The organism is Rothia nasimurium (assembly GCF_014217215.1).
In the GTDB taxonomy this organism is placed as follows: Bacteria; Actinomycetota; Actinomycetes; order Actinomycetales; family Micrococcaceae; genus Rothia; species Rothia avistercoris.
In genome coordinates this window covers 343,864-368,045 of sequence record NZ_CP056080.1, presented here as the reverse complement: position 1 = coordinate 368,045, position 24,182 = coordinate 343,864, and the positions used below count along the sequence as shown (strand labels likewise).

General features: G+C 59.6%; 26 protein-coding genes, 2 tRNA genes and 1 pseudogene. 15 read left to right on the top strand and 14 right to left on the bottom strand.

Translation table 11 applies throughout. The features are described 5' to 3' along the window. The first annotated feature begins 146 nt into the window (after positions 1-146). Genes HWU94_RS01775 through HWU94_RS01765 form a run of 3 tightly spaced genes read left to right on the top strand, consistent with a single transcriptional unit; the run spans position 147 to position 2,152 of the window. Positions 147-1,196, top strand: coding sequence for a histidine kinase (locus HWU94_RS01775; protein ID WP_185174052.1), 1,050 nt, complete (start codon positions 147-149; stop codon positions 1,194-1,196). Positions 1,197-1,205: 9 nt separating this feature from the next. Beyond that, positions 1,206-1,526: an ATP-binding protein gene (locus tag HWU94_RS01770; protein ID WP_185174051.1), complete on the top strand. Its 321-nt coding sequence runs from the start codon at positions 1,206-1,208 to the stop codon at positions 1,524-1,526. Beyond that, positions 1,523-2,152, top strand: coding sequence for a response regulator transcription factor (locus tag HWU94_RS01765; RefSeq protein ID WP_185174050.1), 630 nt, complete (start codon positions 1,523-1,525; stop codon positions 2,150-2,152). Before HWU94_RS01770 ends, HWU94_RS01765 begins: the two co-directional genes overlap by 4 nt. Here the strand turns inward: HWU94_RS01765 and HWU94_RS01760 are convergent. From HWU94_RS01760 to HWU94_RS01735, 6 genes are all read right to left on the bottom strand, one after another. After that, positions 2,149-2,526: a hypothetical protein gene (locus HWU94_RS01760; RefSeq protein ID WP_185174049.1), complete on the bottom strand. Its 378-nt coding sequence runs from the start codon at positions 2,524-2,526 to the stop codon at positions 2,149-2,151. The two genes, HWU94_RS01765 and HWU94_RS01760, sit on opposite strands and share 4 nt — an antisense overlap. A gap of 432 nt (positions 2,527-2,958) precedes the next feature. Further along, positions 2,959-4,125 carry an acyltransferase gene (locus HWU94_RS01755; protein WP_185174048.1) on the bottom strand — a complete coding sequence of 389 codons (1,167 nt, stop codon included), beginning with the start codon at positions 4,123-4,125 and terminating at the stop codon, positions 2,959-2,961. A gap of 147 nt (positions 4,126-4,272) precedes the next feature. Continuing rightward, positions 4,273-4,758: a dehydrogenase gene (locus HWU94_RS01750; RefSeq protein ID WP_185174715.1), complete on the bottom strand. Its 486-nt coding sequence runs from the start codon at positions 4,756-4,758 to the stop codon at positions 4,273-4,275. Positions 4,759-5,001: 243 nt separating this feature from the next. Further along, positions 5,002-5,190, bottom strand: a complete 189-nt coding sequence (locus tag HWU94_RS01745) for a YbdD/YjiX family protein (RefSeq protein ID WP_185174047.1) — start codon at positions 5,188-5,190, stop codon at positions 5,002-5,004. Positions 5,191-5,199: 9 nt separating this feature from the next. Continuing rightward, positions 5,200-7,470, bottom strand: coding sequence for a carbon starvation CstA family protein (locus tag HWU94_RS01740; RefSeq protein WP_185174046.1), 2,271 nt, complete (start codon positions 7,468-7,470; stop codon positions 5,200-5,202). 163 nt (positions 7,471-7,633) lie between these two features. Continuing rightward, complete coding sequence (locus HWU94_RS01735) at positions 7,634-8,626, bottom strand: NAD(P)H-quinone oxidoreductase (protein WP_185174045.1); 993 nt, start codon at positions 8,624-8,626, stop codon at positions 7,634-7,636. Positions 8,627-8,795: 169 nt separating this feature from the next. Between HWU94_RS01735 and HWU94_RS01730 the strand changes: the two genes are divergently transcribed. Then, positions 8,796-8,886, top strand: a tRNA-Ser gene (locus HWU94_RS01730). A gap of 110 nt (positions 8,887-8,996) precedes the next feature. On the opposite strand, the gene HWU94_RS01725 is transcribed toward HWU94_RS01730, so the two are convergent. Then, entirely contained in the window at positions 8,997-9,383 is a 387-nt protein-coding gene (locus HWU94_RS01725; RefSeq protein ID WP_185174044.1) for a DUF4190 domain-containing protein, read from the bottom strand. 177 nt (positions 9,384-9,560) lie between these two features. Between HWU94_RS01725 and HWU94_RS01720 the strand changes: the two genes are divergently transcribed. Continuing rightward, a tRNA-Ser gene (locus HWU94_RS01720) sits at positions 9,561-9,652 on the top strand. Positions 9,653-9,807: 155 nt separating this feature from the next. On the opposite strand, the gene HWU94_RS01715 is transcribed toward HWU94_RS01720, so the two are convergent. The 7 genes from HWU94_RS01715 to HWU94_RS01685 form a co-directional block, all read right to left on the bottom strand. Beyond that, positions 9,808-10,335, bottom strand: a complete 528-nt coding sequence (locus HWU94_RS01715; protein WP_185174043.1) for a histidine phosphatase family protein — start codon at positions 10,333-10,335, stop codon at positions 9,808-9,810. A 9-nt stretch (positions 10,336-10,344) separates the two neighbouring features. Further along, positions 10,345-12,357: a BCCT family transporter gene (locus tag HWU94_RS01710; protein WP_185174042.1), complete on the bottom strand. Its 2,013-nt coding sequence runs from the start codon at positions 12,355-12,357 to the stop codon at positions 10,345-10,347. 99 nt (positions 12,358-12,456) lie between these two features. Then, on the bottom strand, positions 12,457-13,236 hold the full coding sequence (locus tag HWU94_RS01705; protein WP_185174041.1) for an alpha/beta fold hydrolase: 780 nt from the start codon (positions 13,234-13,236) through the stop codon (positions 12,457-12,459). Positions 13,237-13,364: 128 nt separating this feature from the next. After that, the gene (locus HWU94_RS01700) at positions 13,365-14,138 is read right to left on the bottom strand and encodes a winged helix-turn-helix domain-containing protein (RefSeq protein ID WP_185174040.1); all 774 of its coding nucleotides are present in this window, start codon (positions 14,136-14,138) and stop codon (positions 13,365-13,367) included. Between the two features lie 463 nt (positions 14,139-14,601). Next, positions 14,602-15,240, bottom strand: a complete 639-nt coding sequence (gene upp, locus HWU94_RS01695; RefSeq protein WP_185174039.1) for a uracil phosphoribosyltransferase — start codon at positions 15,238-15,240, stop codon at positions 14,602-14,604. A 320-nt stretch (positions 15,241-15,560) separates the two neighbouring features. Beyond that, on the bottom strand, positions 15,561-16,706 hold the full coding sequence (locus tag HWU94_RS01690; protein WP_185174038.1) for a tyrosine-type recombinase/integrase: 1,146 nt from the start codon (positions 16,704-16,706) through the stop codon (positions 15,561-15,563). A gap of 2 nt (positions 16,707-16,708) precedes the next feature. Further along, positions 16,709-17,218 carry a helix-turn-helix domain-containing protein gene (locus HWU94_RS01685; RefSeq protein WP_185174037.1) on the bottom strand — a complete coding sequence of 170 codons (510 nt, stop codon included), beginning with the start codon at positions 17,216-17,218 and terminating at the stop codon, positions 16,709-16,711. Positions 17,219-17,333: 115 nt separating this feature from the next. Between HWU94_RS01685 and HWU94_RS01680 the strand changes: the two genes are divergently transcribed. The 10 genes and pseudogenes from HWU94_RS01680 to HWU94_RS01640 all read left to right on the top strand — a co-directional run bounded on the left by HWU94_RS01680 (position 17,334) and on the right by HWU94_RS01640 (position 23,299). Continuing rightward, positions 17,334-17,603: an AlpA family transcriptional regulator gene (locus HWU94_RS01680; protein ID WP_185174036.1), complete on the top strand. Its 270-nt coding sequence runs from the start codon at positions 17,334-17,336 to the stop codon at positions 17,601-17,603. 114 nt (positions 17,604-17,717) lie between these two features. After that, entirely contained in the window at positions 17,718-18,032 is a 315-nt protein-coding gene (locus tag HWU94_RS01675; protein WP_185174035.1) for a hypothetical protein, read from the top strand. A gap of 287 nt (positions 18,033-18,319) precedes the next feature. Continuing rightward, positions 18,320-18,604 carry a helix-turn-helix domain-containing protein gene (locus HWU94_RS01670; protein WP_185174034.1) on the top strand — a complete coding sequence of 95 codons (285 nt, stop codon included), beginning with the start codon at positions 18,320-18,322 and terminating at the stop codon, positions 18,602-18,604. A 16-nt stretch (positions 18,605-18,620) separates the two neighbouring features. Beyond that, positions 18,621-19,049 carry a hypothetical protein gene (locus tag HWU94_RS01665; protein ID WP_185174033.1) on the top strand — a complete coding sequence of 143 codons (429 nt, stop codon included), beginning with the start codon at positions 18,621-18,623 and terminating at the stop codon, positions 19,047-19,049. After that, positions 19,049-19,447: a hypothetical protein gene (locus HWU94_RS01660; RefSeq protein WP_185174032.1), complete on the top strand. Its 399-nt coding sequence runs from the start codon at positions 19,049-19,051 to the stop codon at positions 19,445-19,447. The genes HWU94_RS01665 and HWU94_RS01660 overlap by 1 nt, the downstream gene beginning before the upstream one ends. A 13-nt stretch (positions 19,448-19,460) precedes the next feature. After that, positions 19,461-20,186 (top strand): hypothetical protein, encoded by a 726-nt coding sequence (locus tag HWU94_RS01655; RefSeq protein ID WP_185174031.1) that lies wholly within the window; start codon positions 19,461-19,463, stop codon positions 20,184-20,186. A gap of 324 nt (positions 20,187-20,510) precedes the next feature. Then, positions 20,511-20,705, top strand: a pseudogene (locus tag HWU94_RS11735) (helix-turn-helix domain-containing protein); the annotation flags it as partial. Between the two features lie 162 nt (positions 20,706-20,867). Next, the gene (locus HWU94_RS11575; protein WP_244955992.1) at positions 20,868-21,179 is read left to right on the top strand and encodes a hypothetical protein; all 312 of its coding nucleotides are present in this window, start codon (positions 20,868-20,870) and stop codon (positions 21,177-21,179) included. 1,100 nt (positions 21,180-22,279) lie between these two features. After that, positions 22,280-22,666, top strand: coding sequence for a type II toxin-antitoxin system death-on-curing family toxin (locus HWU94_RS01645; RefSeq protein ID WP_185174029.1), 387 nt, complete (start codon positions 22,280-22,282; stop codon positions 22,664-22,666). A gap of 63 nt (positions 22,667-22,729) precedes the next feature. After that, positions 22,730-23,299, top strand: coding sequence for a hypothetical protein (locus HWU94_RS01640; RefSeq protein ID WP_185174028.1), 570 nt, complete (start codon positions 22,730-22,732; stop codon positions 23,297-23,299). The last annotated feature ends 883 nt before the right edge of the window (positions 23,300-24,182 follow it).

Genomic DNA, 24,182 nt, shown 5'->3' with positions numbered 1-24,182 from the left:
TTCAAATACAGGAAAACTTGATACTTCTATTCAAGCTCCCACCGGGGGTTGCCCACATCGGGGTAAGGGTTGAACCTGGAATCAACCATTTGGTTGATGCGGCCTCGCCAGCTGCACCTGGTCGGCAAAAGGTAAAGTGAGTTTGTATGACGACCGTGCCCAGCCCCCTCCCCGCTACCTCCTCGCAGCAGACCCTGCTGGTGCTCAAGATTCTGCGGGTGAGCCTGCACGTCATGTTCGCTTTTCTGCTGTGTTTTGGTGCCGTTCTGACCGTGGTCGGCAGCGTCTACCAGGTGCGGCATACCGTTATCGGGGTGCTCTCACTGGCGCTCGGTGGAATCTATCTGGCCGGTACGGTCTACGAGAACCGGCAGGGGCTACCTGCAACCTTCACCGACTTCTTCCCCCGGCCGGGTGCGTCCGCCCGCTACCGGCAGGCAGCCCGCTTTACCCCTGCCCACCTGTGGCTACTGGTCATCACCCTGCTGTGGCTGGGGCTTATGGCGCTCGATAGCTCCTTCACCTGGGTGGTCTTCCCCATCATGTTCCTCTACCTGCACCTGCTCGCCCCCGTAGCTGGGGTAGCTGCAACCCTCGTCCTCTGCGCCCTGGCCATTGCCCTGCCCCTGGTGGGGCCTGCCGGGTTTGGCCTCGACTACCTTCACTCCGAGGGGCTAGCCCCCGGCTACCTCATCGGCCCCACCCTGGGGGCCCTGCTCGCCATCGTCATCTCCTTCACCTACCGCGCCCTGCGCGCCGACGCCGCCCGCCAGTACCAGCTCGCCCAGCAGCTTCGCGCGGTGCAGGCTGAGCTCGTCCAGCAGCAATACAGCGCCGGTAAGCTCGAAGAACGCGAGCGCCTAGCCCGCGAAATCCACGACACCCTGGCCCAGGGGCTTTCGTCCATTGTGCTGGTTTCCCGGGCAGCGGCGTCCTCGCTTCAGGAGGGAAAGGCGGACGCCGCAGCCGCCCAGGTGCGCGTTATCCAGGACTCTGCCGCCGCTAACCTGGCTGAGGCCCGCCGCTTTATTCGGGATCTCTCATCCCCTGCCCTGGATGATTCCCTGGTATCAGCGCTCAGGGCTCTCGCCGCGTCCACCGAGACCGCCCAAAAAGCCGCCGGGAAACCCCTCACCTGCGCCTTTATCCTCGAAGGGAAGGAAGAAACAGCTAACGCTCTGCCCGAGGCGGTATAGGCAACCATCATGCGCGTAGCCCAGGGCGCCCTGGCCAACGTCGCCGCCCACGCTGAAGCCAGCCGTGCGGCCCTCACCCTCAGCATCTGGCCCGGCGAAGTCACCCTCGACGTCTTCGACAACGGCCGCGGCTTCACCCCCACTCCCCTAGCAACAGGCACCCTCAGCGAAACCGGAACCGGCTACGGGCTCACCTCCCTTGGCGAGCGCGTTGCCCACCTCGACGGTAGCCTAGACATTGAAAGCACCCACGGTGAAGGCACCGTCCTCACAGCCCGTATCCCCCTCAAGCAGACCAGCCAGCACCGACCCGACCAGGAGGCCCAGTGACCGTCCGCGCCCTACTCGTTGATGACCACCCCGTTGTGCGCGCCGGCCTGCGCGCCATGTTCGAAAGCTTTGAAGGTATCGATGTGGTTGCCGAAGCAGCTGACGGGTCGGCGGCGCTCGCCGTGGCCGCGGAGCAGGCCCGGGCTGGGGCGGCGCTGGATGTGGTTGTCATGGATATTCAGATGAAGCCCATGGACGGCATCGAGGCAACCCGCGCGTTCAAGGCTGCGGGCGGGCCGCCAGTGCTGATTTTGACGACCTTTGACACCCAGGGCGATATCGTTGCGGCTATTGAGGCAGGGGCTCTGGGCTATCTGCTGAAGGACGCTCCGCCCGAGCAGGTGCAGGCGGCGGTGCTGGCGACGGCGCGGGGTGAGCGGACGCTGTCGCCCGAGATCACGGCGGCCCTGATGGAGCGTATGCAGCGGCCCGCTATTTCTCTGTCGGCTCGTGAGACGGAGCTGCTCAAGCTACTGGCTACCGGGGCTACCAACAAGGAGCTGGCTGAGGCTCTCTTTATTTCTCAGGCCACGGTGAAGACCCACCTGGTGCATATCTACAGCAAGCTGGGCGTCGATAACCGCACGGCAGCTATCGCGGCGGCCCGGAGCGAGGGGCTGCTCTAAAAGTTTTCTTGCTGACGGAAGCGCGGAAACAGAAGGTAAATAGCGTAAGCGGCAGGAACAGCTAGCAAGAGAAAGACCAGGGCGGAACCTACCAAAACAATGGGGTCGGTAAGGTCAGATATATTTACCCCGAACACGCGGTAGGCATAGAGTACAACTCCAAGAATGCCTGAAATCTGTGCAATCCAGGCTGCGAGCTTATTACGAAGGTGCGTCGCAAGCCAAGACCAGAAACAGGCGGCTACGAAGCATCCAGCACACAGCTCTACCAGCCGGGTGTTCATCGCATTTTCATTGGGTGCCTGAAAGATAAGGCTCTGAACCAAAAATAAAAGAGCGATAGCAAGAAAAATGAGTGCGGACTTGTACTTCACAGTGGCCTCCCGGCGTGCGCTAATGTGTCTTTAACATGAGACTACTCCTCGTTAGGCCTCGGGGGGGGAGCCACCTTACTTTAAGTAAATATTTCTTGATGCATTGACCTGGCAGAGCTGAGGCCTCACCATAAAAACAACCGTATACACGGATTTAAGGTTTCATGGGAGGTGGGCCTCATGGCGTTCCAGAAGTCTCTACTACAGGCACGAAAAATACCGGCTACTCTAACCCTGCTCTTTACGGTGGCAGCCCTAGCCCTCTACCTGTCAGCGCGGGTCAGTGAAGAGCATTACATCGGGCTTGGAGTCCTATCGCTCTACATGTTTCTTGGGGCTCTGGCCTTTGGGGCTGTATGGCTTACCAGCATTGTGATAAGGCGGCACATCAGCCCCGCTCGCCCATCAGATAAACCGTAACGAGGGGCTGCTCTAGCTCTTAGTTCCCATGGGGCCGGGGGTATCGACCGCTGCCGCCTGCTTCTTCCAGCTCGCCCCGAAATAGCGGTCTTTGAAACGCATCACCGGCACTTCGACCACCAGATACATCGCCACACCGGCGGCCACACCCAGAGGGGCCAGCAGGGCAACCTGGGCCAGGGTGGGCAGCCCGTGCAGGTGGGGTTCCAGAGCCTTGAAGAGCACGTCGTGTACCAGGTAAGTGCTGTAGCTCGACAGGCCAACCAGCTGTAAGGGCCGCCAGGCCAAGAAGCGGTGCACAGTAGCACCCAGCGGCTGGCGTGAAGCAACCAGGCCCCAGAGCATCACAGCGGACGCCGCCCAGGCCTGGAGCGAATAGCGCACCGTATCGCGGAAGGTATCATCACGAATCACCAGGGTCAGCAGGTAAACCCCCAGGGCGGCACAAAGCACCCAGTTGCGCCCGAGAAGCGGGATGGTGCGTCCGTCCTGAATCAGGGCCCCCGACCGGTAGCGGCGGCCCACGACCTCGCGCCCCAGCACCATTTCGTCCGCGGCGTAGCGGTGGTACCACAGGGCGGTGAGCATGCCGATGGCAATAGCCTCCACACGGGTGTCGGTGCCGAAGTAGATGCGGCCGGCACTAGCGCCGGCGTCATGCAGAACCCAGCGAGACAGCGATGAGTAGAGCACCACGGCCACACCCAGTACGGTCAGGGCCCGCCGGTAGGCGGTCCATCGCACCAGTACCAGCCAAATCAGGGCAAAGACCAGGTAGAACTGCTCTTCAATCGACAGGGACCACATCACGTGCGTACCCGGCAGCACCGTAATCTGCGAGTCCAGGTAGCGCAGGTTAAAGAAGAAGAAGACCTGCCCCAGAAAGTCCAGGGTATCGACGGCCCCACCCAACGACCGATAAACCAGCGTGGGTATCACAATCGCCAGAATCAAGGGCGGGGCGATTTTGAGCAGGCGGCGAATATAAAAGCCTGCTAGGTCGAAGCTACCGGTCTTATCACGCTCCCGCAGCAGCAGGTAGGTGATGATAAAGCCCGAGATAGCAAAGAAAATTGTTACACCCGACCCACCCGGCACAAAGGTCAGCCCGGCGTGGGAAAACACCACCAAAAGCACCGCAAAAGCGCGCATTGCATCAATGTGGGCGTAGCGGTTCATGACGTAGAAATCCCCTCTGAATCAGGTGCGGTGTGTGGCGGTGCCCTGAGAAAGCGCGAATGGGCACCCACCTACCTTACCGGCTAGCGGCACATGCGGGCAGGCACTTTTTAGGGGATAGCTACGCGATATGGATGACAGAACCGGTTAGGACGCCGGGGCCAGCGCTTCCTGCCGGGCGGCATCCAGGCGGGCTTCGGCGTCCGCAACGTGCTGCTGCACCGTTTCAACCCGGTGGGCGATAGTGGCGGTGCGGGTGCAGTCGGTGCCGCACTCACCGGCGCAGCGGGTCATAGCCAGGGCTTCAGCACAAAGGGCTAAGGAATTACCCGCCTTGGAAAGCGCCCGATGCAGGTCGGAGTACACCCCGGTGGGAGAAGCGGGAATATCGTTTGATTCGCTGGGGGCCAGGCGCTGGGCCTCGGCGGCAACTGTGCGGACGCGCGGCAGCAGGTCAGCCAGGTCGTTGGCCAGGGGGACGAGCTCTTCAAGAGTGGGCCCGGCGGGCACGCGTTCGAGAATCTGGTGGAAGCGGTCGAGGCCACGAACGAAGCGGTCGTGAGCGCGACGCCAGAGACCTTTGCCAAGTTCGGCGTCGTCCCTGCGGCTCTGCAGGAAGTCTTTGATACCCACGGTTACTCCTTCCACGAGGTCTATATACTTAGGTTACCCTAATATTTGCTACTGGATGTTGAAAAAGCGAGGTACGGGGACACACTCCGCCGACTAACCTTCTCGCCGGTTCGCTTCGCTCACAGGCGATTCATGCCAGCCCCAGCCAGCCGGCTTCCGTGTGCCCCCGTACCTCGCTATATCGAGACTTCTTTGTGATGCGCTACGGCAAGTCTTCCCTTCGCACGTAGCCTCTCACTGCTCCTAGCAGCACCGAGCTCCCGGGTTCTTATCGAGGGAGTCAGTGTAGTCTTTCCAGAACTCCCGCTCGGTCATAGGAGCGTGGGCGCAGCCGCTGGCACGGTGGTGGGCCAGGTACTTCTGGTACTTATCTGCGCCCATAACTCCGTTAGCGAACCAGCGGACACGGGCGAGGAAAGAACGGATGCTCATACTTCTCTCCTAGTGGCCACTGTGCCCGGCAGAACCGCTAATCTGGTCGGGGTGCTTGCGGTAGAACTCCTGCCACTGGGCCTCTAGCTCACGCTCGGCGGGGGTGGCAATCATGCCAGCCGGGGCGTAGAGCTTCGACTCGATGTAGGGGTTTTCCTTGCTTTCCTTCGCGTGGCCGTTCTTAGCCTTGACGACCTCAATCAGGGCGGTAATAACGACCACCAGGGTCAGCACCACGAAGAGGATAGAAAGCGAGCCCTGCACGAAGGTGTTGCGTACAACCGCCTCCATGGCAGCGACGTCCTTCGCCGCACCCAGCGAGGTTTCACCGGCTGCCAGGGCGTCCTTGTAGCGGAAGTGGTTAGCCCAGTAGCCCACAGCGGGGTTGGACGAGAAAATCTTCTGGTAGGAGCCCACCACCGTAACAACCAGGTCGAAGACCAGGGGCAGGGCGATAATCCAGAGGTACTTGAAGCGGCCCTTATTCGCGGCAATCGCCAGGCAGACAGCCAGCGCAACAGCAGCCAGCAGCTGGTTAGCGATACCGAAGAGGGGGTAGAAGGTGTTGATGCCGCCGAGCGGGTCGGTGACCCCCAGAATCAGAATCGAACCCCAGCCTGCCACCATGACGGCGGTGGTCAGCCAGGCGCCCAGTCGCCAGTTATGGTCGCGGAACTTGGGGAAGAAGTTGCCCAGGGTATCTGAGAGCATGAAGCGGGCTACGCGGGTACCGGCGTCCACCGCGGTGAGGATGAAAAGGGCCTCAAACATGATGGCGAAGTGGTACCAGAAGCTGGTGAGCTCGAACCAGGGCAGCATCTGGTTGAGAATCAGCGCCATACCCACAGCAAGGGTGGGGGCGCCACCGGTGCGGGAGACGATGGAGTGCTCGCCGACGGCGTCCGCGGTGCCCTGCAGCAGTTCGGGGGTAACGTGCACGCCGGTCAGGCCCAGGGAGTTGACGAAGACGGCCGCTGATTCGACGGTACCGCCGGTTGCCCCGGCTGCTGAGTTCATGGCGAAGTAGATGCCGCGGTCGATGGTGACAGCAGCGACCAGGGCCATGATGGCGACAAAGGATTCCATGAGCATGCCGCCGTAGCCAATGAAACGGGTCTGGCGTTCCTTTTCAACCATCTTGGGGGTGGTACCCGAGGCGATGAGGGCGTGGAAGCCAGACAGAGCACCGCAGGCGATGGTGACAAAGAGGAAGGGGAAGAGGGAACCTGACCAGACGGGGCCGTCGGCGCGGCCGGCGAACTCACTGATGGCGGGGACGGTGATTTCGGGGCGGACGACGATAATGCCGACAGCCAGCAGCACGATGGTGCCCACCTTCATGAAGGTTGAGAGGTAGTCGCGCGGGGCGAGCAGCAACCAGACGGGCAGGACGGCGGCGATAAAGCCGTAGATAATGACGCACCAGGCCAGGGTAACGCGGTCAAGCAGCAGGTACTCCATACCCCAGGCGGTGTTGGAGACCCAGCCGCCGCCCACGATAGCGGCCATGAGCAGGACGAAGCCAATCAGCGATACTTCGCCCACCTTACCGGGGCGCAGGTAGCGCAGGTAAACGCCCATAAAGAGGGCAATGGGGATAGTCATACCTACCGAGAAAACACCCCAGGGGGATTCACCCAGGGCGTTGACCACGACCAGGGCAAGGATAGCGGTAATGATGATCATGATGGCCAGGGTTGCCAGAATGGCGGCGTAGCCACCTACGGTTCCTAGCTCTTCCTTGGCCATCTGACCCAGGGAGCGTCCGCCCCGGCGCATGGAGAAGAAGAGCACTAGGTAGTCCTGCACGGCACCGGCAAAGATAACGCCGACGATAATCCAGATGGTGCCGGGCAAAAAGCCCATCTGGGCTGCCAGGACGGGGCCTACCAGGGGGCCAGCGCCCGCGATAGCGGCGAAGTGGTGGCCGTAGAGTACGCGGCGGTCGGTGGCGGCGTAGTCCTTGCCGTCAGCGTCGTATTCGGCGGGGGTAGCGCGGCGGTCATCGGGCTGGGTGAGCTTGGCTTCGATGAAGCGGGCGTAGAAACGGTAGGCAATCAGGTAGCTACAGACGGCGGCGAAGACGAACCAGATGGCGTTGACGGTTTCGCCGCGGAAGACAGCGATCATGGACCAGGAAACCGCTCCGACCAGGGCGATGAGGGCCCAGATGGCGATAGTTTTGGGCTTCCAGGTACGGTGTTCGGCATCGAGCACGTCGGGGTCGACGTAGGGCTTTGGCCGCTCCTGCTCTAGGGTTGAAGAGCTCTGTGGTGACATGGTGAGGCTCCAATGTGACTGTGATGTCCCACAACCGTGTGGGTGTGTGCACTCACACAATACTCCCCTATGGGCGCCAGGTCATATATTACGACGCTTGTGGCGCCGCTTTTCGTTCACCGGCCGGCAGGGCGCCCGCTGCAGATGCGCGGACGCCCGCGGTTTAGGGGGTCAGCAGGATTTTGCCACGGTGCTCCCCGGCTTCTAAATGGGCGTGGGCTTCTGATGCCCGCTCAAGCGGGAAGACGGCGCTGGTATGGTTCGAGATCTCCCCGCTTTCGATCAGGGGCCACACGAGCTGCCCCACACTATCGACGATGCGGGCCTTATCAGCAGCCGACCGCGAGCGCAGGGAGGTGGCGTGCACGCTCAAGCGGCGCGGGAGCATATAGCCCAGGTTGAGCTGCCCCTTGGGCCCGCCCTGCAGGCCAATGACGGCCATAGAGCCATCTACCGCCAGGGTCTTAATGTTCTCTTCTAGGTAGGCTCCACCCACAACGTCCAGAATGTAGTTAACCCCGCGTCCGTCCGTCAGCTGGCGGACGGTTTCGCGAAAGTCTTGAGTGCGGTAGTTGATAGCCTCAGCACCCAGCGCCCGAATGAAGTCACATTTTTCGTCGCTACCGCCGGTGGCAAAAACCTGCAGCCCCAGGGCTCGGGCCAGCTCGATAGCGTGGGTGCCGATGCCACCGGTACCACCGTGAATGAGCAGGGTTTTACCGTCGTTACCCTCGGGGCGGGGTGCAACTCCCAGGGTAAGAACCAGGTTGGAGTAGACCGTTGCAGCCACCTCGATGAGGCCGGCGGCGTCTTCGAGGCTGGTGCCTTCGGGCACCGGCAGGGTATGGCTCAGATCCACCGCCACGTACTCGGCATACCCACCGCCAGCGAGCAGGGCGACCCGCTCCAGGTTCAGGTAGCTTTCATCGACGCCCTCCCCCACGGCTTCCACCGTGCCCGAGACCTCCAGGCCGTAGATGGAACTAGCCCCAGGGGGAGGAGGGTAAAAGCCCTGCCGCTGGGAGACGTCCGCCCGGTTTACCCCGCTGGCCGCCACGCGCAGCAGTACCTGGCCGGGGCCGGGTGTCGGCGTAGGCTGCTCGCTCACGACCAGCACCTGGGGGCCGCCGTGTTCTTCTTCGAGGATGGCGCGCATGGGGACTCCTTTTCTCACAGGGTTTTCTGCCCCTTACCGGGGCAGCTAGGCGGACGGACGCTTACCTCCCACCCTTACACCTCAGCCTAACGAGAGCAAGGGCACAAAGACCACTATTTTGCTTTAGGGCGGCAACTGTGTACCATGGTAGAAGTGCTCAGCACAGTTTGGATGGTTGTCCGAGCGGCCGAAGGAGCTGGTCTTGAAAACCAGTAGGCGGCAACCCCGTCTCGTGGGTTCAAATCCCACACCATCCGCCACGAAGCCCGCTTCCGTAAGGGAGCGGGCTTTTTCATACCCGGGTTCAGAGACAGAAGCGGGGGCAAGCCTCAGCCTGCCCCCGCTCGTTCTACGTCAAAAACTTCTAGTATTAGTAGCTAGAAGAAGTGCCGGCGGTGCCAATCAGAATAACGATAAAGGCAATGTAGGCGATAATAAACAGCAGGGAGAGGATGCCCAGAACCAGACCGATCCAGCCGGTGACCTTACCGACGGTTGCTTCAGCTCCGTAGGATTCAGCCTTACGAACCTGAGAAAGGGCAAGGGGGCCAAAAACCACGCCGAGGCCCGCAATCACGATGGACAGAATACCGAAAATCATGGCGTTCTGGGCGTGCTTCTGCCCATCGGGGTTTACAGCAACCTGGCCGTAGGGCTGGTTGTAGTTCTGGCCGTAGGGCTGCTCGCTGGGGGCACTGTAGGAGCCGTAGTTCTGACCTGAATTCTGCGGGTCGTGCTGGTTATACGATTCTGACACGCCTATTTCCTTACCGCTGAGTGTTGGACGCTATCTATGCCAGTATATCAAGCTGGTCTCAGCCACCTCCAGGGTGAACGCCTGTATCCCACGGGGTTTTGACCGCCGCTACTTTTGTCGCTAGTATGGGTAGAGCTGTGTTGCTAGGCCACGTTGACGAGCCTCTACACAGACTATGGAGACGTGCCAGAGCGGCCGAATGGACTTCACTGCTAATGAAGGGTCGGGGTTAAACTCGACCGGGGGTTCAAATCCCCCCGTCTCCGCCACAAAACCCCGGTTGACCTTGGTCGACCGGGGTTTTTCTGCACCTTCACGGCACTCTGCTGGCAGGTGTGCCGCTAACCGCCAAATGTGGCGATGCCGCCGCCACATTTGGCGGTTAGCGCCACAGGTGCGGACGCTCCACCGGCGCGGACGTCCGCTAGAAGGTCGCGAAGTGGGTGAGGCGGGCTTCCCCCTCAATTAGCTGATCCCAGTCGCCCGTTACTTCAAAAACGGTCAGGGACGACGGGGCATACCCATAGGAGGCATCCATGAGCGCCTCATACTCTGAATCGGGGCGGGCCAGCTGCAGGGCGGCATCCTGAACCCCGGGTAGATGGGCAATCAGCATCAGGGACTGCACCCCGGCGGGGGTGCGATTGATAGCTGTGAGCAGAGCTGAAGCCGGCGCGTTATAGAGGCGTTCGTCCAGGCTGGCAGTGGGTGCTTTCTCCCCCAGGGCATCTGAAACCCAGGTAGTGGTCTGCCTGGTTCGTAGTGCCGCTGAGCTGACCAGCATCTCGGGTATCAGCCCCTTCTCTTTCAGCCATTCCCCGGCCCGCTGGGCCTGCTCGCTCCCACGGCGGGTCAGCGGACGGTTGAAGTCATCAAGCCCCCAGTCAGCTTCAGCGTGACGCATGATAATGAGGGTGCGGGCATCGTGACGGGGAAGGGCGAAATCGGTCATAGAACCATCCTACTCGGCTCCACCCTTTGCCGTACCAGGGCGCGCACCCTCGTCCTGATCCACCCAGGGGGCATCCTCGGGAGCCGGCACCACCGGGATCTCGTCAGTGTACTCACCGAGCTGGTAATCGTAGCTCACCTCGTTGCCGTCCTCGTCTCGCCGCACGTACCAGTCAGTAACCTCTGGAGCAGCTGAGTCAAAATCAGCGCCGGTGGCATATTCACTCGACGGGTCGGTCGGCTCAACCGCCAGAGCAAAGTTATCACCAAAGTCATTGACGCCGTGATGCACTGCGTTCTCTACCGCGGTTCGGGCGTACTGCTGACGAATTACCATCGGGTCAGTGCGTAGCTCTTTCAAGAAAGAAACGCAGATCAGCACCAGAATAATAGCGAACGGGAAGGCAGTAACCGTGATGAGGTTCTGTAGCCCCTGGAGCGCGTTCTCGCTGCCGGTGAGCAAAATGACGACCGCAATCCCGGCCATGCATAGCGCCCAAAAAGCAGTAATCAATCGCCGGGGTGCGGGGTTGCCGCGCTGGGAGAGCTGAGAATTAACCAGCGATGCAGAGTCAGCGGTAGTGATAAAGAAAATTGCCAGCATCACGATAACCAAGGGGGCAATGAACTGGGCACCGGGTAGCTGATCAAGCACCACGAAGAATATTTCTTGAGCGGGAGGGATGCTCGCTGCGGTGCCGTCAGGGGCAATAGCGTTTGACTCCCGCTGGAGCCAGATCGTCGTACCGCCGAGAATAGTAAAGGCCAGGATGATAATCGTAGAGGGGATAAAAAGAACGCCTAAGATGAACTGGCGGATGGTACGCCCACGGGAAATCTTGGCAACAAAAACACCCACAAAGGGCGCCCAGCTGACCCACCAGGCCCAGTAAAAGGTGGTCCAGGCTGAGAGGAAGGCCTGCATTTCTTCACTTTCAGCCATGTTGGCTGATAGGGCATCGGGCAGGGTGCCCACATACTCAATAATGGTCGCGGGAATAATATTCATCAGAAAAGCGGTAGGGCCCACGACAAAGATAAAGATAGCGAGACCTACTGCCAGGCCCATATTGATGTTGGAAAGGAGCCGAATTCCCTTCGATACGCCCGACACCGCAGAAATAATGGTGCCGATAGTCAACGCCACGATAATGATGAGCGCTAGGGTGTTTCCGGTGGTGCTCCAGCCCGTAACGAGCTGGGTACCGTGGGCGATTTGAAGCGCCCCGATACCTAGAGACGCCGCAGTGCCGAAGAGGGTCGCGACGATGGCAAGACCGTCGATGAGACGTGACCAGGGTGAGCCGGTTTTGTTACCGAAGAGGGGCTCTAAGATTGCGCTCATCAGGGGGACGCGCCCGCGGCGGTAGGAGGCGTAGGCGACGGCTAGCCCAACGATAGCGTAGATAGCCCAGGCATTGATTCCCCAGTGTAGCGCGGACTGGGCCATGGCACCGGTGATCGCTTCGGGGCTAGCGGCTTCGTAAGCTCCTGGTCGCGGGGAAAGATAGTAGGTGAGAGGCTCATAGGGGCCGAAGAAGATAATGCCGATACCGATGCCGGCGCCAAAGAGCATGGCGGCCCAGGAGGCTGTTGAGTACTCGGGTTTTTCGCCGTCAAGGCCTAGCGGGATGCGCCCGTAGCGGGAGAAAGCAAGTAGTAGTAGAAGAACAGCGAGCCCGGCAGCCAGTGAGGTAAAGACCCAGCCCAGGTTAGTCATCACCCAGGTCAGGGCGGTTGTCGAGTAGGCAAGCACCTGGTCGGGGTTAATGACGCCCCAGGTGACAAACCCGATAATCAGCAGAGCGACCACGGTAAAGAGTGGTTTATCGAGTCCGTATCGTATCTTTTGGTCGTCGACGGAGACGCCCGGCACGAGCGCGGGGTGGATATTGTGGGGGTAGATGACGTCCTTAATGAGCTGCCCTGCCCGGGATCTCCGGGTGGAGGGGGCAGCAGTCGGTGCGGACGCTTGTGCTTCGGTTGAGTTCTCTGGGGGCTGGTGGGCAGGTGGTGGGGTCATAGCTCTCCTCATGCAGTAAGTCTACTGATTTATGACTTTACTCTGAGAAGCCATCCAATTCACCTTGGTCGCCCAAGGTTGCCCTCTATGACAACGGTTCTACCGAACGCCCAGAAAAGCCTTGAGCAGGTAAATGGTCTCTTCAGGCTTCTCAGAGTGTACCCAGTGCCCGGCTCCCTTAATCACCACACGGCGCACCAGGGGGAAAAGCCGTTTCATGCGCTCAAGGTCGGCATCTGTAATATAGGGGGACTCCCCACCTGCGACCCACAGTACCGGCTTCTCAAAAACTCCGTCAGCCCCCGGCCAGCCCATAATCTCGGGCAGGTGGCGACGGAGCATCTGTAGGTTGGGTTCCCAGGAGTTACCGGCTTTTGACATGGTCAGATTCTGTAGAAGAAAAGCTCGGGTGCCGGCAGCTGGCACATTGACTGCCAGGTCAGCTTCGGCCTGGGAACGGGTAGTGTAGGTGTCGATCGGCAGGTTCAGCATAGAATCCATGAGAATCTCAAAGCTACCCTTAGATTCCCCCGGGGCGATATCGATAACGACCAGCTTGCTCACCAGGTGGGGGTGGCGCAGGGCCAGCAGCATAGCGATTTTGCCACCCATCGAGTGGCCCATCAGCACCACAGGCTCCCCAGCCCCGAATTCTTCAACGGCTTCAGCCGCCAGATCTGCCATCTGCCGGTAGTCGAAACTCTCTGTCCAGTAGCTCGCCCCGTGGTTGGGTAGGTCAACGAGCAGGGTTTGCACCCCCTCACCCAGCCCCTTCGCGATACGGGTGAAGTTCTTGCCCCGCCCCAACAGGCCGTGCAGAAAGACAGTTTTGAGGGGGCCAGAGCCAACAAGAGAAGTTTTCAGAGAGGGAACAGTCATGCCCTCTACTCTACTACCGCCCGCTCACCCGGCAGCAGGCAGCCGGGGCGGGAACGTCCGCGCACACAAAGAGCGCCGCAGCCAGCCTGCATAGCTGAGTGCGGCGCTCCCGTCTGATCGGTGTGAGCCTAGATGGAGTACTCCGGTGCTGCCCAGACAACAACCTCGGGGTGCTCGTAGAAGCGGTAACCCTGGCCGCGCACGGTACGCACGGTGTTCGACAGGCGACCCAGCTTAGAGCGCAGACGACGGATGTGGACATCGATGGTACGTTCGTTGGGGATTTCCTCAGCGTCGCGCCACAGGCTGGTCAGCAGCTCTTCGCGGGCAACGGTGCGCTGGCCGTTTTCGACCAGGTAGTTGAGGAGCTCAAACTCCTTGTAGGTAAGGTTGAGCAGCTCGCCGTCCAGGTAAACCTCGCGACGGGAAAGGTCAATCAGTACACCCACAGAATGGGCGGGCTTTGATTCCTCACCTGTGTGATGGGCGGACGCCACAGCCGCCTCAGGCTGGTAGTGCACAGCGGTGGGATCACCCAAAGCATTGCGGACGACCTCAAGGTCGCTACCCTGCGCATCGGCGGGAGCCAGCGCCACGGCTGCATAAGATTCGGCGCCCAGCACCTGGTTCTGCACGTAGGCACGGGTGTCTTGGACGATTCGCACTAGAGAGGTTCCATGATGAGCCGCAGCTTCTTCGCTAAGGCCAACATAAATAACGAAACCACGCGCCTCGTTCTCCTGCGCAGCTACGCGCGGAGGCTCAGGCTTATAGGTCATAGGGCGAAGATTAGCAGGCTGCTGCTTTGCAATACCGCGACTATGACCGGCTGCGCCCTGCTGGCGCTGAGCGGCAGAACGGTTGCGCTGCGAGATGTGAACATACCCCGGTGCACCTGACATTTTGCCTACCTTCTCCCTGTATGAGTTGAGCATTCGTGTGTGGTTCCGCTAGACAGAAAACCGTGTGTGCGGGTGGGTCTGCTGTCTATTTTTAATCGTTGTCCGAATTTGCATTTAAAGCAAGTAATATTCGCGTATTTTTTCAACTTATCTGAGTCTAGCCTCTGGGTGGGTGTCAGCAAACATGAAAATCCTTACATTCAACGGCATATTTTTACACCCTGAAGTATAGATAAGGCACGCTAAAGTCCGGTTTTCTGCATACTTTTACCCAATGAAAAAACTTGACAACTAGAACACCCAAAAGCTATTTGTCAATACCCCTTGACGGGGGAATCTCACCATGCAATATATCCACCATCACGCACCAACCCCGCGCGGGACCGTCCGCCGCCCCCCCACAACACAAGGGGCAGCCCGCCATCCGGCGAGCTGCCCCTCAACTAAAGCAGTGGGCTAAACCCTACTCAGCGACCCCGTACAGGCGGTCACCGGCATCGCCCAGACCGGGCACAATGTATGCCTTTTCGTTGAGGCGCTCGTCCTGAGCAGCCAGGAAGAGGTCAACATTCTCAAGGCCATCAACGCCCTTCTCGAGCGCCTCGATACCCTCAGGAGCACCCAGTACGCATATACAGGTGATGTGCTCAGCACCGCGAGCGCGCAAGAACTTGATGGACTCAATCAGGGTGCCACCGGTTGCCAGCATGGGATCAAGCACGTAGACCTGCCGACCGGTGAGATCCTCGGGGAGACGCTCGGCATAGGTGACGATATCCAGGGTTTCCTCGTTGCGGGCCATACCCAGGAAGCCCACCTCAGCGGTAGGGATCAGGCGAGTCATACCCTCCAGCATGCCCAGACCGGCGCGCAGGATCGGCACAATCAGGGGGCGGGGGTTGGCGATGTGTGAACCGACGGTAGTAGCAACCGGGGTTTCAACTTCGCGCGGCTCAACGCGAATCTCGCGGGTAGCCTCGTAGGCCAGCAGGGTGACGAGCTCGTCAACAAGCTGGCGGAAAATCGGGGAGGGGGTGTTCTTATCGCGAAGAACGGTAATTTTGTGGTCGACCAGGGGGTGGTCCAGAACTTTAATACGCATAGTTAAAAGCTACCACTGGGCACTAGCCCGTAAAGAGGTGGAGGGCAAACGAGTATCACCGTCATACGCATTTACGTGGTATTTATGTGCGGAAATGTTGCGGATAGGCTGTTTTCGGGGCGCAAAAACCCCGCTTATTCCCAGTTTGACTAGGAAAAACGGGGTTTTTATCGTTGGCGGTGACGGAGGGATTTGAACTCTAAAAGACCCCCTAACCACACCCCCTAGAACCGTTCTGACTAGGGAAAACAGCTTATGGAGTTATAGGAAAATTACCGCTTGCTGGGCAAATTTATGTCACGTTTATGTCACGCCTTATGTCACGAACCAGCGCTCTCACCACCGCTTACAGCCGCCCTATAAGCCGCGTCCATAGCAGCCGACACCGTGCCTAGCTGAGACTCGAACAAGTCCGCGTACACATCAAGGGTCATAGCCGCCGACTCATGGCCCAACATTCTTTGAATCAGGTTCACCGGCGCACCCGAAGCCACCGCGAAAGACGCGGCAGAGTGCCGTAAATCGTGCGGGGTAATGTGCTTCTCGATACCCGCAGCGGCAACGGCCTTGATAAACCAACCGCTCTGAGACTGCGGACGCTTTAACAGGCTGCCGTCCGGTTCGGTGAACACCGGCGCGGCCCCAATCTTGCCCCGGCACGCTGCCCGCAAATGCTCGCTAATGAACGGCGGGAACGGCACCAACCGCGCCTTACCGCTCTTAGGGGCACCCTCTTGGACTTTGTGCGGGGTCAGCTCCACCAGGTTGCGAGAGATACGCAGCACCCCGGCCATGAAATCAACATCTTGCACCTGTAGCCCCGTGGCTTCACCCCACCTAATGCCGGTATAGGCCAGGGTGTAAATAAGCTCGGGGCGACCGGACGCAGCGGCGAGCGCCCCAATCTGCTCATGGGTCAGGTAGACGTTGGAGCGCTTGGACTTTTTGGGGAGCTTCACGCCCCGGGCAGGGTTTACCAATAGGCGCTTGTCTTTCACCGCGTCATCTAGCACCCCGGCTAGAATCTCATGGCACCGTATGACCATAGACGCGCCGACCGCTTTGCGCCCGCTGGCTGTGGTGCCGCGCTGTAAATCGGCTATCCATGCTTCTACTTCTGTAGGGAGGATAGTTTTCAGGGCGCGTTTGCCCCAGACGGGGGCGACATGGTTGCGCCATGCAGCTTCTAGGGGCCGGTATGAAGAGGGCCTGAGACTTGTTTCTTTCTTGTGTAGCCATGCCGGGGCTAGCTGCCCGACTGTGGCGCGGGAGTCTGCGGGGGTCACGTACTCGTTTCGAGAGACGGCGACCTCAACGCCGCTCATAAACTGTTGGGCTTCTGCCTTGGTTTTGAACCCGCGTTTGTGTGTCCACTCGCCTGTAGGGGTCTTGTACTGGACTCGCCAGCGGGTGCGGTCACGCTCGTTACGCCCGTTCTTAACCTCGTACTTGTGAACCGAAGCCATCGTTAGGCTTCCTGTTCAAGCAGGTTATCCATATTTTCGAATGTCAGTCCTTCCGCAAAAATTTTCAGGTACTTTTCTTGCTCAGCCAGCTCCTTTTCAAACTCTTCAACCTCAGTTGAAGTTAACTCCCCGCTGTTTCTAAGGACTTCATAGACGTCCCTTGCGGCGTTGTGTGACATGAGTGAACCAATGAATGAACCAGCTACGCGCACCAAATTCTCTTTGACCTCTAGGTTTATCCTTCTCAGCTCATATCGCGTTTGCTGTACAGCATCTTCCAGTAGCGCATCTAAATTTATGCCCAGAATCTCGGCTAAGGTATCCGCCTCAGCGAGCTTCAAGGGTCGTTCGCCCTTTTCAACTGTCCACACTGTTGTTTGCGACCATTTATGACCTTTATTCATATCGCGCATTTTCTTAGCTAACTCAGCTTGGGACATAGCCCCGCGAAACCTTGCAAGGTTCTGCCCTATTCGAACGTCCTGGGGGTTAGGTGCTTTCTTCTCTGCCATGCCTAAACCATAACCCGAAAAGAGAATAAGCGGCAATGCTGAAAACTACTTGACACTAAAAAATAGTTGCTGCATAGTTGATTTTGTACTCATTGAAATCTACTAGGCTGAAACCATGAAAACCACTAAGGAGGTTCAGTACGTGACCACGGCAACCACAGAGAGCGGTGTAAACCTCTCGCTCGAAGCCACCGCCACCCGCCTAGGAATCACCCCCAAAGCCCTCTACCGTCTACGAGCAACAGGCGGCGACTTGCCCCCGTCTTTCAAGGTAGGGCGGAATATCCGCTACCGGCTCGAAGACGTAGAACGATGGGAACGCGAACAGGTAGAGAAAGAAACCGCCCGCCGCGCAGCCGCCGCCCAGCAGACGGCCACCGCTTAAAAGAATTGCCCCGACCACTCACAGAGCAGCCGGGGCCAGAAGAAAAAAGACCGCGCACCAGCCGACCAAAGCGAGCGCGGTAATCAAACCATCAACCAAGGAGGAACAACCCCCATGACTGACACCAACCAGCTTACCATTACCCACCCCGACCTACCCGGGGCAATCTTCCAGCCCCGACCCGACACAGACGGGCACAGTGTCGCCTATTGGGGCGCTCACCTCTTCATGGGAGGGGCGACCGTCTGTGAAACCATCATCGGCACCCACGGGGATAACCCGCGCTACATCGTGGACACACCAGAAGTAGGGGACGGAATGACCATCGACCAGCTTCATGAATTTGTTGCCACCATCAACGCCTACTACGCCGCCGTAACCCGCGACCGCGCCCATGCCCCCGAAACCTCGCAGAAGAAAGGAGCCTAGCCCGTGACCGTGCATGAGCTGACCCCCGAAGATTTGAACCAACTACGCACCACCCCTACCCCGCCGCAGAGTGTGACCTTGCTGCACTACTTCCACAGCCACCGACCCACAGCCCCGGCCCTGTGCGGTGAGCAGCCACAGGGAGGAACCTGGGAGCACCATTACCGGCCCGGCACCACCGCTTATACCGCAGGCGGGAAGCTGGCCCCGCAGTTTGAGATTTGCCCACTGTGCCAGGTGCGTTATTCCTACCTGCCTACCGCCCGGCCTGTAGGAGGTGATGCCCAGTGACCGCCACCGCCCTTGCTGCCCTGCCAGATGTTTCAGAGCCAGCACCGAACCGCAGGGAGCGCCGCCGTAAAAGCCCCACCCGCAGGGCAGACACCACCCGGTTTTACTCCCCCGCCCAGCTGCACGAACTTACCGGTATACCGGTGAACACTCTGGCTGTGTGGCGACACCGAAAGTACATGTTCGACTACCACCGCATAGGCGGCCATGTGCTTTACGACCGGGAGCATGTGGAGCAGGTTCTAGCCCAGCACATCATTACCGCTAACGCCGACTACTAGAAAGGAAACCCGGCCTATGACGATTACACCGGCCACTCCCCCGAAGCCTGTAGCGCCGGACGCTCTGACCCTATGGCGGGCGCGGGTACAGGTAGCCATTCTTGAAGACCTGACCAGCACCGGAACCTGTGTTGCTGACAACCTGCACAGGGTTGGGGAACCCACCAATGCACGGCGTTGGGGCGGGGCATTTGCTGACCCTGTGGTTCGTCCTCTTATGCGCCATGCCGGTTACACCCGCTCTACCCGCAGACAGCGCCACGGCGGGCCGGTAGGGGTCTGGGCACTACGCCCAGGAATGGAGCAAGAGGCCCGCAACCGCCTAGACGCTGCCCGCGTTATCCTCGACCATCTCGAAGCCTTACAAGGGGACGGGGACGCGCTGCCCATCTCACCAGCGCCCCGAACCCTGCCCACCCATCTCACCCGAAAGGATAACCAATAATGACCACCACCACCGCAGATACCTACGAGTGCTACAAATGCACCCCTCGCAATATCGCCGCCCATCTTGCTGAGGTTGCCGCCCTCTTTGACCACGGGGCACCTCACATTGATGAAGACGCTAGGGCAAACCCCTTGTTCGCCACCTTTGAAATCTACGCCGGGTTGGTAATCAACCGCGATTACGCAGCCCACTCAGTCAGCCCACGGTTTGCCCCCGATGGTTGCATGGGCATTGAATACGACACCCTCGAAGCTGTGGGACTAATCGACATCTTTAAGGACAAGGACGGCGACATTACGGGCTACTGCCTTAACTGGTTCGAGTCAGACGCAACCAGCCTTGAAGAAATGAATCTCGCAATCGACCGCATTGACCCCAACCCAACGATTAACTAAAGGAGTCCCCCAAATGACCACCGTAGCCATGACCGCCAACACCCTCGATAGCCTAAACGCGCTCGCTGGCACCGAACCCACTACCGGCCGCCTTGCTTATGAGGTTCACCAAGACGGCGGCGTGTTTATCCCGCAGCAGGTAGCCCTAGAGGTGCCGCGCCCCCTCTTTGAGTCGCTGGCCCTGAATATCCACCGGGGCACCCTCGAAGCCAGCCCAGCAGCAGAGACAAGCGACTACTACGAGCAGTACACCCTAGCCCCCGACAAGGTGCTAGAGAACATGGAATACACCCTGAACCACGACCGGGACACTAACACCGTCACCGCAGCCTACGCCGTCCATGCGCCTATGTACCTGACCGGGGAGGCGGTGAGCGAGTACCTGAAAGCGGTTCATCAGGTGATTGACCACATGGGCGAGATGGTAGACCTTAACCGCCCGGTGAACGCAGCGGCTCACCTGCTGGAAGCTGCCGACCGTATCGAAGAGTACGCCGTCAAAACGGACTCAGAGAACTGGGCAGATGTCGCCGCGCACCTGTTCGCCCAGTACCTCGTTATCTTCTCAGCCCGGGAGTACGAGTGCGATTACACCCCTGTGGAGAACCTGGAAGATGCGCTGTTGGTTGAGGACGATTACGCGTCACTGGAAAACGCTGGTCTTATCGCGCCGGGACGTGACGAGACAAGCGGCAAAGTGTCGGCCTACTGGCTGACCCTGTTCGCCGGGGAAGAGTAGCCACCCCGCCATAAGCACGGGCGCAGGCAAGGGAACCCCGGCCCCATGCACCCGATACCCCGGGGCGCTTGACCGGCCACACCAGCCAGCGAGCGCCCCACCCCGGGGAAACGAACACACCCTTGGAAACAAATAGAGCAGCAGCCCACCCGTTCGAGCGCAACCACCAGAGACACCGGCGGGCCAGCGGAAAGGAAACTAGCCCATGAATCAACCGAATGAGTAACCAGGAAAGAGAGGTGAAAGGTAGTGAGAGCTGAACATGTAGTGAAAAAGCCCTTGGAAGAAATCGCGTATAGTCCGCACTATCGCGTAGTGCTTGCTATGGGTGTGTACGGGCTTACCCCTGTTGCGAAACTGGTTCTAGTGCGCATTGCCGAAGCCACCAACACAGACCACGGCGGGGCGAGCTGGTACTCACAGGCCACTATTGCAGCTGAGATAGGTTGCAGCCGTGAAACCGTAAATAGGGCCTTTCACGAACTTATGTGGCGGGGGCTTATCAGTCGTCACGGCGGCGATATGCGTATCTTTCGCACTAGTGAAAAGCTGCCAGTCTCGAAGTCGTCTAAAGCGTATCTGAATTTACAAGAGCTTATAGCACAGTGCGACCCGGTGGTAGGCGAGCAGCTGGCTCGGGAGTTCAAGGCCCAGGAATCTGCAAAACGAAAGCGAAAGGCAGTGCGGCGTGACCGTGTATCTCACTCTCACCTGAACGATGTAGCAGAGCCGCAGCCGCCCGCCCAGGTGTGGGAGGAACCGGCCCAGCAGGTAGAGCCAGCGGGCGACCTGCCAGACCTCGAAGACACCACCTCTGAACAGCTGCCCCCGTTGTCTCTAGCTGATACCTCGAAGCCGGTAGAGTCTGTTGCTCTGGTCAGTGGTAGCCAGCAGGATAACGGGAAGTCTCACCCGTGGTTTGAGTCTGAGGACTTAGAGGACGAACGGGCTAGGCAGTTAGCGGCACTGGCTCGTTATGAGGAATCGGCCTAGCGTGGTTGAGTAGGGCACCCCTTGAACGTGTTTCAGGGGGTGCTTTTCTCTGCCCTGTTGAGTCCCGCCCCGCCGTAGGTTGAGGTTAGGCTCTCGCACCTATGCGACCCCCCTCGCAGGGGTGCGACCCTCGCAACCTGCGACCCCTCGCAGGAAGTAAATAGCCTAGTCAGTTGGGGGAACATGACAGCCGTGTCAGGTGACAGATTGTCACCCCCTGACAACAGTGTCACGCCGCTACGTCATTTTGACGTATACGTCACCCCTGACGTACGTCAAACCAGGTCAAAAGTGACTTTTCATCACACCTAATTGCACCCCCTGAATCGGCAAAAGTGACAATTTATCACACCTCAGATGTGACAATATGTCACACCAGAACAGCCCAGATGTGAGAATTTATCACACATACATGTGACAATTTGTCACACAAAAGAGTAAGAGAAAGAGCAAGTATTTAAAGAGCACTATGAAAGAGCAAGACCCCCGCCTGTGATTGTGCCGTTGCCGTCCTGCCCCGCGCCTTACTCTACGAGCCGGACGGTACTTGACCGGCGCAGGGGGCGGGGGTCTAAGGGGGAGGGGGGCGAGAAATTGCACCCGGTGCAAAATCTGCACCTGCAAGAATTGCACCCCCACAGCAGCTACCACAACCACCGGCTAGCACCAGCGCCACCACTCCCCCAACGGCAGAGCCTTAGACGATGAAGAGCGCCACCAGCCCCACACCTACCGGCCAGCACCGCACACCCCGGCTTATCGAACGCACAGACACCGGCCCCTAGCTATCCCAGCCCCTCGACCAGACACCAGCACCCACGGCCACCACAACGAGCAGAGCAGCAGACCCCCAACCGTATGCGAGCGCTCGCAGACACACCACCAGCACCTAGCCACCACCCCGCCCTTAACGCTAGGCTTAACCCACACCAGCAGACCAACAGCGAAAGGAGCGCCCCCACCATGACCGCAACCGCTCACGAAACCACAGACACCACCCAGGACTTCCAAGACGCGCTAGAAACCGTCCTCGACCGCCTAGAGGGTGTAAACGCTATCCTCGCCACTCAGTAGCACCCCCGCCCGCCCCTATGCGATATGTGGCCCTATCTGAAGCCCTAGCAGTACACGCCCACCTAGCACCGGGCCAGCACCTCAAACCCGGCGGGGAGCACCTATTAGAAAGCGCCCTAGCCCGCCCTGCCACCAGCTACGCAGGCCACGAACTTTACCCCGGTATCTTCAACAAGGCCGCAGCCCTCTTAGAGGCCCTAGTACAGAATCACCCTTTTACGGACGGCAACAAACGCACCGCCTACACCTGCACCGTCCTTTTCATGTACCTGAACGGCTGGGATATTCTCCCGCTAGAGGTGCTTGAAGATAACGAGCAAGCACAGTTCGTTGTCCAGGTAGCAGAGCACTCACTGACCTTTGAGCAGATAGCCCAGCAGCTCGAAGAATGGGCAATACCCCATAGCTCATAGCCCTAGCCCAGCCGGTACCATGACCGAAACACAACACCGCCCACCCCTGTTAATCTGGGAACCATGAGCACCACCAGCCAGCAGCAAACCCCACCAGCCCCGGCCCCGGCTCTGACCGACACCGAACTAGCCCACCTCGCAAACGCCCTAACCGGGTACACCACCAGCGCCCACCCCGCCTACCATGCCGCAGCTGCCCGCACCGCCCTAAACGCTCTGGCTTATATCAAGGCTTATGTGTGGGAGTCAGCAGCAGCCCACCTAGAATGTACGCAGCACCTCGAAGCCGCCGCCCTCTTATGGAGCGCCCAACCCTCCTACGCACCTAACCACGCACCCGCCACCCCAGAGCAGGTAAGAGCCGTGTTAGCCCACAGCCAACCGCACCCGGCCCCGCAGCAGGATAAGACCACCGCCACCCTACGCGCAGCCCTCGACACCCTGACCACCACGCCCCTAGAGTCCATCACCGCCGCTATCCAACTCACCGATAATGACCGCGCCGCGCTCGCTGCCCTGGCCGCTGCCCGCCTTGATACCTGCCCGGTCTGCGCTGACCTCGTACCAGAGAATAGCCCTAGCCGGTTCTGTTCTATCTTCTGCCAGCAGCAACACGGCGACACCAGCGCCTAACCCCCAACACCACTCAGGCAGAACGCACAAAAGACACCCGGCTCCGAAATACAGCAACTATCTCGGGGTCGGGCGCTCTCTCACCCTACCAGTCACCCCTCATAGGCCGCGTATGAGCCAGAATTAACGCCTACAGCCCCGAACACAGCACGCACAGGTATTGAGCCACCCCACCTATCCCAGCCCCGCAAAACGGCATACACAGCGCACAGAAGGGGGTAGGGGGCTATCCCCCACCCCGGCAAAGGTCAGTCACTCCCCTCGGTATAGGGAAATATCCCCCCGACCTTTTTCCACAGACGTTAGGGCTGTACTCGCACAGCCAGCAAGCGCACCACCCACCACCGGGCCTAGCACCCCCAGGGGGGGCGGTAAATTCTCTAGCACCGTAGCCCGTGGACACTACCCGGGGCGTTCCTATCCTCTCCCCCCGCACCCTGAAAAACATTCGACCAAGTTCGCATATTTATGAGGTCTATACAGGCGAACCCAATAAATCACTGACCACACGCACCACCGCAGCCAGTCACCCACACCGGCCAGCAGTCCGCGCCCCCTGACCTCATGGGAGCCAACCACCCCAAGGGAACACCCCACAACCCGGCGAACCCCAAGCCGACACCACACCCGGCCACCAGATACCCCCGCGCCACTCGACACCGCAGCAAGCTCACCGGCCCTACCGCCGTCCGTTGCCCTCGTACGCCCAGCAGCACTAACCCGCCGCCTATACGCTGCCCCTAGCGCCCCACCGCGCATACCCTAACCGCGCTCGCTGGCACCGCTACCCGCCCGCCCCTCTCAGCACCTCGAAACCAGCCCGCAGCAGGGGCACCCGAAGCCCGCCTTAATGCCGACTTGCTGGGCAGATTTATGTCATATT

Coding starts and splice junctions, on each gene's coding strand:
- HWU94_RS01775 (WP_185174052.1), top strand. CDS start 147: ATGACGACCGTGCCCAGCCCCCTCCCCGCTACCTCCTCGCAGCAGACC.
- HWU94_RS01770 (WP_185174051.1), top strand. CDS start 1,206: ATGCGCGTAGCCCAGGGCGCCCTGGCCAACGTCGCCGCCCACGCTGAA.
- HWU94_RS01755 (WP_185174048.1), bottom strand. CDS start 4,125: ATGAACCGCTACGCCCACATTGATGCAATGCGCGCTTTTGCGGTGCTT.
- HWU94_RS01745 (WP_185174047.1), bottom strand. CDS start 5,190: ATGAGCATCCGTTCTTTCCTCGCCCGTGTCCGCTGGTTCGCTAACGGA.
- HWU94_RS01740 (WP_185174046.1), bottom strand. CDS start 7,470: ATGTCACCACAGAGCTCTTCAACCCTAGAGCAGGAGCGGCCAAAGCCC.
- HWU94_RS01735 (WP_185174045.1), bottom strand. CDS start 8,626: ATGCGCGCCATCCTCGAAGAAGAACACGGCGGCCCCCAGGTGCTGGTC.
- HWU94_RS01715 (WP_185174043.1), bottom strand. CDS start 10,335: ATGACCGATTTCGCCCTTCCCCGTCACGATGCCCGCACCCTCATTATC.
- HWU94_RS01710 (WP_185174042.1), bottom strand. CDS start 12,357: ATGACCCCACCACCTGCCCACCAGCCCCCAGAGAACTCAACCGAAGCA.
- HWU94_RS01705 (WP_185174041.1), bottom strand. CDS start 13,236: ATGACTGTTCCCTCTCTGAAAACTTCTCTTGTTGGCTCTGGCCCCCTC.
- HWU94_RS01700 (WP_185174040.1), bottom strand. CDS start 14,138: ATGTCAGGTGCACCGGGGTATGTTCACATCTCGCAGCGCAACCGTTCT.
- upp (WP_185174039.1), bottom strand. CDS start 15,240: ATGCGTATTAAAGTTCTGGACCACCCCCTGGTCGACCACAAAATTACC.
- HWU94_RS01690 (WP_185174038.1), bottom strand. CDS start 16,706: ATGGCTTCGGTTCACAAGTACGAGGTTAAGAACGGGCGTAACGAGCGT.
- HWU94_RS01685 (WP_185174037.1), bottom strand. CDS start 17,218: ATGGCAGAGAAGAAAGCACCTAACCCCCAGGACGTTCGAATAGGGCAG.
- HWU94_RS01680 (WP_185174036.1), top strand. CDS start 17,334: ATGAAAACCACTAAGGAGGTTCAGTACGTGACCACGGCAACCACAGAG.
- HWU94_RS01675 (WP_185174035.1), top strand. CDS start 17,718: ATGACTGACACCAACCAGCTTACCATTACCCACCCCGACCTACCCGGG.
- HWU94_RS01665 (WP_185174033.1), top strand. CDS start 18,621: ATGACGATTACACCGGCCACTCCCCCGAAGCCTGTAGCGCCGGACGCT.
- HWU94_RS01660 (WP_185174032.1), top strand. CDS start 19,049: ATGACCACCACCACCGCAGATACCTACGAGTGCTACAAATGCACCCCT.
- HWU94_RS01655 (WP_185174031.1), top strand. CDS start 19,461: ATGACCACCGTAGCCATGACCGCCAACACCCTCGATAGCCTAAACGCG.
- HWU94_RS01640 (WP_185174028.1), top strand. CDS start 22,730: ATGAGCACCACCAGCCAGCAGCAAACCCCACCAGCCCCGGCCCCGGCT.